General features: G+C 67.2%; 8 protein-coding genes. 1 reads left to right on the top strand and 7 read right to left on the bottom strand.

The genetic code is table 11. The features are described 5' to 3' along the window. The coding region (locus tag B2W70_RS09780; protein WP_286745251.1) for an NADPH:quinone oxidoreductase family protein at nucleotides 1-857 on the bottom strand (857 nt) is incomplete at its 3' end. Nucleotides 858-930: 73 nt separating this feature from the next. Further along, nucleotides 931-1,824, bottom strand: coding sequence for a KPN_02809 family neutral zinc metallopeptidase (locus B2W70_RS09775; RefSeq protein ID WP_286745248.1), 894 nt, complete (start codon nucleotides 1,822-1,824; stop codon nucleotides 931-933). 151 nt (nucleotides 1,825-1,975) lie between these two features. Here B2W70_RS09775 and nadB point away from each other — a divergent pair, with 151 nt between their 5' ends. Beyond that, entirely contained in the window at nucleotides 1,976-3,631 is a 1,656-nt protein-coding gene (nadB, locus tag B2W70_RS09770; RefSeq protein WP_286745246.1) for an L-aspartate oxidase, read from the top strand. Between the two features lie 15 nt (nucleotides 3,632-3,646). Here the strand turns inward: nadB and B2W70_RS09765 are convergent, their stop codons facing one another. From B2W70_RS09765 to B2W70_RS09745, 5 genes are all read right to left on the bottom strand, one after another. Further along, nucleotides 3,647-3,931, bottom strand: a complete 285-nt coding sequence (locus tag B2W70_RS09765; RefSeq protein WP_058089138.1) for a late competence development ComFB family protein — start codon at nucleotides 3,929-3,931, stop codon at nucleotides 3,647-3,649. A 149-nt stretch (nucleotides 3,932-4,080) separates the two neighbouring features. Further along, on the bottom strand, nucleotides 4,081-4,986 hold the full coding sequence (nadC, locus tag B2W70_RS09760; RefSeq protein ID WP_286745243.1) for a carboxylating nicotinate-nucleotide diphosphorylase: 906 nt from the start codon (nucleotides 4,984-4,986) through the stop codon (nucleotides 4,081-4,083). Nucleotides 4,987-5,045: 59 nt separating this feature from the next. Then, nucleotides 5,046-6,167 carry a quinolinate synthase NadA gene (gene nadA, locus B2W70_RS09755; protein ID WP_286745240.1) on the bottom strand — a complete coding sequence of 374 codons (1,122 nt, stop codon included), beginning with the start codon at nucleotides 6,165-6,167 and terminating at the stop codon, nucleotides 5,046-5,048. Nucleotides 6,168-6,236: 69 nt separating this feature from the next. Then, nucleotides 6,237-7,019: a phosphatase PAP2 family protein gene (locus B2W70_RS09750; RefSeq protein WP_286745237.1), complete on the bottom strand. Its 783-nt coding sequence runs from the start codon at nucleotides 7,017-7,019 to the stop codon at nucleotides 6,237-6,239. A gap of 6 nt (nucleotides 7,020-7,025) precedes the next feature. Continuing rightward, nucleotides 7,026-7,853: hypothetical protein (locus B2W70_RS09745; RefSeq protein WP_286745235.1), on the bottom strand; the 828-nt coding region annotated here is incomplete at its 5' end.

Raw genomic sequence — 7,853 nt, 5'->3', positions numbered from 1 at the left:
TACCAGGCTGCCAGCTCACCGAGCATCTTGGCGTTGCGGCCCGGCTCGCGCTTGGCGAACTCGCCCCAGAACACGCCCAGCACCGAGGCGCCCTTGAGCAGCGCCAGGTTCAGCGGCAGGTTGGGGATGGCGCCATTGGCAAAGCCGACCACGAGGTGGCGACCACGCCAGGCGATGGAGCGGAAGGCCTGCTCGGTCAGCTCGCCTCCCACCGGGTCATAGACCACGTCCGGGCCTTTGCCCTCGGTCAGCGTCTTGAGCTCGTCGCGCAGGTTCTGCGTGCTGTAGTTGATGGTGGCGTCGGCGCCCAGCTCCTTGCACAGCGCGCACTTCTCATCCGACGAAGCAGCGGCGATCACCTTGGCGCCAGCGGCCTTGGCGATCTGGATGGCGGCGGTGCCCACGCCCCCGGCGGCGCCCAGCACCAGCACGGTCTCGCCGGCCTTGAGCGCGGCGCGGTCCATCAGCGCGTGGTACGTGGTGCCGTAGGTGCACAGGAAGGCGGCGGCGTCTTCGAACGAGAAGACCGGGGGCAGGGGCATCAGCATGGCGGCCGGCGCGACCACGTGCGTGCCGAAGCCACCCGTGCCCGCGAAGCCTGCCACCTGCGTGCCCACGCTCAAGTGCGTGACGCCTTCACCCACGGCTTCGACCACGCCAGCGAACTCGGCGCCGGGCACGAAGGGCAGGGGCGGCTTCATCTGGTACTTGCCCTGCACGATCAGCAGGTCGGGGAAGTTCAGGCTGGCGGCCTTGATGGCCACTCGCACCTCGCCCTTGCCCGGCTCGGGCGTCGGGGCTTGTTTCCAGGTCAGGGCCTCGGGGCCATCCAGGGTTTCGCAGAACCAGGCTTGCATCGCGGGTGTCTCCTCGTGGTGATGCGCTAGGGGCGCGCTTGTTGCGCGTTTTGTTCGGACGTCGAGAGGGGGCTCACAGCGTCCGGGTGTTGAAGGTGTCGCACTGGCCCATGTCGCCGGATTCGAAGCCGCGCTTGAACCAGCGCATGCGCTGGGCGCTGCTGCCGTGCGTGAAGCTTTCAGGGACCACTTCGCGGCCGGCGCCGCGTTGCAAGGCGTCGTCGCCGATCTGCGAGGCCGCGTTCATCGCTTCCTCCAGGTCGCCAGATTCCATCAGGCCTTTGCTCTGCTCGGTGTCGTGGGCCCAGATGCCAGCGTAGCAGTCGGCCTGCAGCTCCAGGCGCACGCTCAGGGCGTTGTACTCGGCTTGGCTGACGCGTCGGCGGGCCTCTTCCAGCTTGGCGCTGGTGCCCACCAGGTTCTGCACGTGGTGGCCGACTTCGTGCGCGATCACGTAGGCTTGCGCGAAGTCACCGGGCGCACCCAGGCGGTTTTTCAGGGTGTCATAGAAGTCGAGGTCGATGTAGACGCGCTGGTCGGCCGGGCAATAGAATGGGCCCATGGCCGCCTCGCCCTGGCCGCAGGCCGTGGGCGTGCTGCCACGGAACAGCGTCAGGCGTGGCTCCTGGTAGCGAGCACCCTGGGCCTGGAACTGGCCACGCCAGACGTCTTCGGTGGTGGCCAGCACCTGGCGCACGAAACGCGAGCCCGCGTCCTGGGCTGGGGTGGCGCTGGTGTCTGGGCGTTGCACCTCGCCACTGGCCTGGTTCGGGTCGCCCTGCATGCCGCCCAGCACATTGAGCACCGTCATCGGGTTGATGCCCAGGAAGTAGCTGGCCACCAATGCGATGGCCACGGTGCCCAGGCCAAGCCTGCCACCTGGCAAGGGCAGCCGGGGGCCACGGCCACCGCCTGATTCGCGCACGTCGTCGACGTTCTCGCTCTCGCGCTGTCCATCCAGTTTCATGCGAACTCCCCGGGCCTGGTGGTGGTGTGACGCGCTGGATGTTAGCAGTGCACCGTTGCTGGGTCAGGGGGGGCTTGTGCCACGTTGGCGCACGGGACATCGCCGCTTCACCCATGTGGGGCATGGCCAGCGGCCCGATAGAATCGCCCCCATGCAAGACACCCCCGTCGCTCAGGCAGCACAGCTGCCGGTTGTCATCATCGGCGCTGGCCTGGCCGGCCTGACCGTGGCCCTGAACCTGGCTGAGACCCAGCCCGTGATCGTGCTGGCCAAGCGGCAGCTCGAAGAAGCCGCCACAGCCTGGGCCCAGGGCGGCATCGTCGGGGTGCTGGGCAGCGACGACAGCATCGAGTCCCACGTCCGGGACACGCAGGAGGCCGGGGCCGGGCTGGTCGATGAGCGCACGGCCGAGTTCATCGCTCGACACAGTGCCGACGCCGTGGAGTGGCTCGTCGCCCGAGGCGTGCCCTTCTCACCTGATCCGCAAGGGCCGCTGGGCTTGCACCTCACGCGCGAAGGGGGCCATGCCGTGCGGCGCATCGCGCATGCGGCCGATGCCACCGGCAAAGCCATCCATGACGTGCTCCTGGCCGAGGTCAAGCGCCACCCCAACATCCAGCTCCGCGAGAAGTGGATGGCGATCGACCTGGTCACCAACCGCCACCTCAAGCGTTCACAGCAAGACACTGCGGTGCGATCGCTCGACGCGGGTCGCTGCCACGGCGTCTACGCGCTTGACCTGTCCAATGGCCGGGTTGAAACGCTGGCCGCATCCGCGGTGGTGCTGGCATCGGGCGGGGTGGGCAAGGTCTACCGCTACACCAGCAACCCCGAGACCTCGACGGGCGACGGCATCGCCATGGCCTGGCGCGCGGGCTGCCGCGTGGCCAACATGGAATTCATCCAGTTCCACCCGACCTGCCTGTATCACCCGCAAGAGCGCAGCTTCCTGATCACCGAAGCCTTGCGAGGCGAAGGCGCCATCCTGCGCCTGCCCGATGGCACCCGCTTCATGCCCGCGCACGACGAGCGCGGTGAGCTGGCCCCGCGCGACATCGTGGCGCGGGCCATCGACTTCGAGATGAAGAAGCACGGCCTGGACCACGTCTGGCTGGACGCGACCCACCTGGGCGAAGCCTTCCTGAAAGAGCACTTCCCGACCATCCACGCGCGTTGCCTCTCGCTGGGCATCGACATCGCCAAGCAGCCCATCCCGGTGGTGCCGGCGGCGCACTACACCTGCGGGGGCGTGGTCACCGACCTTCAAGGGCGCACCGACCTGCCGGGCCTGTACGCCGTGGGCGAGACCACTTACACCGGCCTGCATGGCGCCAACCGCCTGGCCAGCAACTCGTTGCTGGAGTGTGTGGTGCTGGGTCGCACCTGTGCCGATGACATCGAGGCCAGCCGCCCGGCCAAGTCGCCCAAGCTGCCCGACTGGGACGAAAGCCAGGTGACCGACGCCGACGAAGAGGTGGTGATCGCCCACAACTGGGACGAGCTGCGCCTGCTGATGTGGAACTACGTTGGCATCGTGCGCACGACGCGCCGACTGGAGCGCGCACTGCACCGCATCAAGCTGCTGCGCCAGGAGATCGACGACTACTACGCGGCCTTCCGCGTCAGCCGCGACCTGCTGGAGCTGCGCAACCTGGTCGATTGCGCCGAGTTGATCGTGCGCTCGGCCTTGTCACGTCAGGAGAGCCGCGGTCTGCACTTCAGCCGCGATTACCCGCGCACGCTGCCGGTGAGCTTTCCCACCATCCTGTGCAAAAAGCCCAAGAAGAAGGACGCCTGGTTGCCTTGATGGCCGTCAGGTGATTCAGCGGCGCGCGCGCATCGCAAAGCGCGCCTGCACGAACTCGAAGGCGTAGACCACCGTGTCCAGGATCAGTTGCTCGCTGTCCTGGCGCTCTTTCTCGGTCATGTGAAAAGCCAGGTCCACCTGGTGGCGGATGTAGCGCGGCGGCAGGCGGTTCAGTGCCACGCAGGCCACATCGGGGTGGTGGTCTTCTGTGAGCAGGGGGTAACGGTGCGCCATGTCCATCACCATGTTCACGACCTGCTGTTCGTAGTAGTTGTGGAGGGTGGTGAAGTCGGCGGGCATGGCTGGGGCTGGGCGAGCTGAGGTCGGGCAACGGCCATGACAGGCCAGCGCAGCTGGCACGGGTGGCGCGTGTGGTTCTCAGGAGTGTCGCCGACGTCGGCTTTCCCGGGGTGTGAAAAAAGCGGCAGAAAACCGTTCAGCCGCTTCGGTCAGGCCACCTTGCCCAGCACCCGCATCGAGAAGTCCACGGCCTGAACGTCTTTGGTCAGCTTGCCGATGGAGATGCGGTCCACGCCGGTTTCGGCGATGCCGCGCAGTTGCGCCAGCGTGACGCCACCGGACACCTCCAGCAAGGCGCGACCCTGGGCCACTTCCTGGTTGATGCGCACGGCCTCGCGCATCATCTCCAGGCTGAAGTTGTCGAGCAGGACGCTGACGGCCTCGGCGGCCAGGGCTTCGCGCAACTCGTCCAGCGTTTCAACTTCCACCTGGATGGTGATCTGCTCGCGCAGCGGCGAGGCCTGGGCGGCAACCAGGGCCTGGGCGTTGCGCATGGCAGCCGTGACCGAGCCGGCCGCAGCGATGTGGTTTTCCTTGATGAGGATGCCGTCGTACAAGGCCAGGCGCTGGTTGGCGCCACCGCCCACGCGCACGGCGTACTTCTGCGCCAGTCGCAGGCCGGGCAGGGTCTTGCGGGTGTCGAGCACCACGCAGCCGCGCGGGTTGGGCGAGGCGCCTTCGATGGCCTGCATGTGGCGGCGCGTGAGCGTGGCCACGGCCGAGAGCGTCTGCAGGAAGTTCATGCTCGGGCGCTCGGCCGTCAGCAGCGCGCGGGCGTCGGCCTGGATGTGGCAGACCGGCGTGTCGGGCGCCATCAGCGCGCCTTCTTCGTAGCACCACTCGATGCGTGCGCTGGGGTCGAGCTTGAGCAAGCAGGCCTCGAACCAGTCGCGACCGCACAGCACGGCCTCCTCGCGCACGATCAGGCGGGCCTGCACGCGTTCGTTGGCGGGCACCAGCTGCGCGGTCCAGTCGCAGACGCCCATGTCTTCGAACAGGGCGTCACGGACGTTGCGGGCACGGGCTTCTTCGAGGGTTTCGTTGTGGTCGAACATGGGGGATGGCAAGCAGGATGAGGGCTGGCGTTGAATCGGCGCGGGCTGTCGGCGTGACTTCAAGCCGAGCCGATGTTGGGCACGAAGCCTTGCGCCGGTTTGGTGATGGCCGATGGGTTCCTGGCGACGAAGTCGAGCATGCGGTCGATGCAGCCATGCGCCTTGAGTCGGGTGGTCTCGTCAACGGTGATCTCGCCGACGCCGCGCTCCAGGCAGTCGAGCACGCCTTGCAGCCCGTTCATGGCCATCCAGGGACAGTGCGCGCAGCTCTTGCAGGTGGCGCTGTTGCCAGCGGTCGGGGCCTCGATCAGCACCTTGTGGGGCGCCAGCTGGCGCATGCGGTGCAGGATGCCGTTGTCGGTGGCGACGATGAACTCGGGCGCGTTCGATTCGACCACGGCCTTGAGCAGCTGCGAGGTCGAGCCGACCACGTCAGCCTGGGCGACGACGCTTTCGGGCGACTCGGGGTGCACCAGCACCAGGGCATCGGGGTGGTCCTTCTTGAGCAGGTCCAGCTCCAGGCCTTTGAACTCGTCGTGCACGATGCAGGCGCCGTTCCACATCAGCATGTCGGCGCCGGTTTCCTTCTGGATGTAGCGGCCCAGGTGGCGATCGGGTGCCCACAGGATCTTCTCGCCCTGGTCTTTCAAGTGCTTGACGATGGCCAGCGCGCACGAGCTGGTGACCATCCAGTCAGCGCGGGCCTTCACGGCGGCGCTGGTGTTGGCGTAGACCACGACTTTGCGGTCGGGGTGGGCGTCGCAGAACTTCGTGAAATCGTCGGCCGGGCAGCCCAGGTCTAGTGAGCAGGTCGCGTCCAGGTCGGGCATCAGCACGGTTTTGCCGGGCGACAGGATCTTGGCCGATTCCCCCATGAACTTCACGCCAGCGACGATGAGCGTTTGCGCGGCGTGGTCGCGACCGAAGCGTGCCATCTCGAGCGAGTCGGAGACGCAGCCGCCTGTCTCCATGGCCAGGTCCTGCAGGTCGCCGTCGACGTAGTAATGGGCCACCAAGACCGCGTTGCGGGCCTTGAGCAGCTCGGCAATGCGGGCCTTGGTGGCGGCCTTGGCCGTTGGGCTCAAAGGTGCCGGCACGCGGGCCCAGGCGTGGGCGGTGCAGGTGGCGCCCGAGGCGTCCTGCAGGTCGTAGTCGTAGCTGACGGTGATGGGGCTGTTCATGGCGCTGTCAGGTGGGGGCAGTGGGCGGTGCTTGCAAGCTGATTGGCCGAGGGGGCGGCGCGGCGAAGGTCAGAGCGTTGGGCGGTGCGGACGCGAAGGGGGCGGTTGGCTGCGCTGCGTTCGGCGGCGGTCGATCCACGCCACCAGCTCACTCGACAGCCACACGGCATAGAACGCAAAAATGACGTCGCTGAGGAAGTGTCCGCCCTGCATGATGCGCCCCGCACCGATGACCGCGCCGGCAACGAGGCCGATCAGGAACCAGCGGCGGCGCCACACGGGCCCGCAGGTCAGGCCCAGGCCCATGAGGGCGAAGCCGGCTGCTGCGTGGCTGCTGCAAAAGCTGCGGTGTGCTTCGGGGTTGTCGCCCAAGGCAAACGGGCCCTGAAAGGCCTGGGTGCCCCCGAATGGCTCGATCTGCACCGGGCGAGGTCGGCCCACGGTGTTTTTGAACACCCCTTCGATGACCAGCCCGGGCCCGAGCAGGGCGGCGCAAAGGAAGACGGTCGAGACATGCCGCCAGGGTCCACGACATTGCTGAGCCGCTTCCGTGCGTCCCGCCGCGTTCAGGACCTTGGCGATCCATGGTGCGAACAGGGCGTGCACGGCCGCCAGCAGTGCCAAACCACGACCCAGGGGAGGCGTCCAGTCGTAAAGCCACAGCACCAGCGGATCCTGGGCATGAAAGAAACCCCGCGCTGCGTCAAAGTAGCGTGAGGACACCATCAGGTCCAACGCGGGGAACTTGGCGTAAACCGCCAGAACGAAAAAGAACACCGCCCAGATCAGGCGGTTGTCCATGCCGGCGTCATCTTCGGGATCGGACGCCGTGTCGGGGCGCGCTTGGGCCATCGCAACTCAGGGCGTTTCGAGCAAGTGGCCGCTGCCGCCAGACTGCTCCATGTAGGTTTGCTGGGTGTAGCCCAGGAAGCCTCGCAGGAAAAAGGCATGCACTTCGACAAACCGCTGGTCGGCCACCTCGATGCGCACCGACTTCATGGGTTTGACGATCGCAAAACGCGAGGTGATGTCATCTGGCTTCGGGTCGGCCGTCAGCAACAAAACGTCCGGGCCGATCTTGTTGGGCAGGCTGTGCTGCAGCAGGTAGTGGTTGTCCCGTTTGCCGTCGGGGTTCCAGTAGAAGGCCCGGACCTTGTGCTGACGCCAGTTGTAAAGCGCCTGGGTGATCAGCACGCGTTGGTCGGCCAGGACGGGCAAGCCCGCGATGCGAGGCTCGGTGACCACCGGCTCGAGTTGCTGAAAAGCCTCGTGCCAGCCACGCATGCGCACCAGCACATCGAGCTTGGGGTTCACGGGGTCGGAGAGGATGTCTCGTGCATGCAGCGCCAGCGATGTCAGCAGCACGTTGCTCAGCAAGATGGCCAGCAGCCAGCGCTGAGGCCTCGGGGCGGCCAGCGGCACCAGCGGGGCGCTCAGGAGCGAGGCCAGCAGCAGGGTCAGCCCGACCATGGCGGGGGCCGCCCAGTTCACGTGAGCGCCACCCATGAAGGCCTGCACGGCCGCGATGCCGAGCAAAGGCAGGCTCAGCATCCAGAGGAAGCGGTAGCTGGAAACCGACGCCAGGTAGTAGGCCGACGTGCGCGCCGCTGCTTTGCGCTGGGGTTGCGTGCCGGGGGGCAGGCTGTGGCCCCCTATGGCCGTGGTGTGGGCCCATTGGCTGGGGGG

The sequence above is a fragment of the Aquabacterium sp. UBA2148 genome (assembly GCF_002328915.1).
GTDB lineage: Bacteria > Pseudomonadota > Gammaproteobacteria > Burkholderiales > Burkholderiaceae_C > Aquabacterium > Aquabacterium parvum.
This window is presented reverse-complemented; position numbering and strand designations above follow the sequence as displayed.

Excerpts from the sequence above, each read along its gene's own strand:
- B2W70_RS09765 (WP_058089138.1), bottom strand. The coding sequence starts at position 3,931 with ATGCCCGCCGACTTCACCACCCTCCACAACTACTACGAACAGCAGGTC.
- nadA (WP_286745240.1), bottom strand. The coding sequence starts at position 6,167 with ATGAACAGCCCCATCACCGTCAGCTACGACTACGACCTGCAGGACGCC.
- nadC (WP_286745243.1), bottom strand. The coding sequence starts at position 4,986 with ATGTTCGACCACAACGAAACCCTCGAAGAAGCCCGTGCCCGCAACGTC.
- nadB (WP_286745246.1), top strand. The coding sequence starts at position 1,976 with ATGCAAGACACCCCCGTCGCTCAGGCAGCACAGCTGCCGGTTGTCATC.
- B2W70_RS09750 (WP_286745237.1), bottom strand. The coding sequence starts at position 7,019 with ATGGCCCAAGCGCGCCCCGACACGGCGTCCGATCCCGAAGATGACGCC.
- B2W70_RS09775 (WP_286745248.1), bottom strand. The coding sequence starts at position 1,824 with ATGAAACTGGATGGACAGCGCGAGAGCGAGAACGTCGACGACGTGCGC.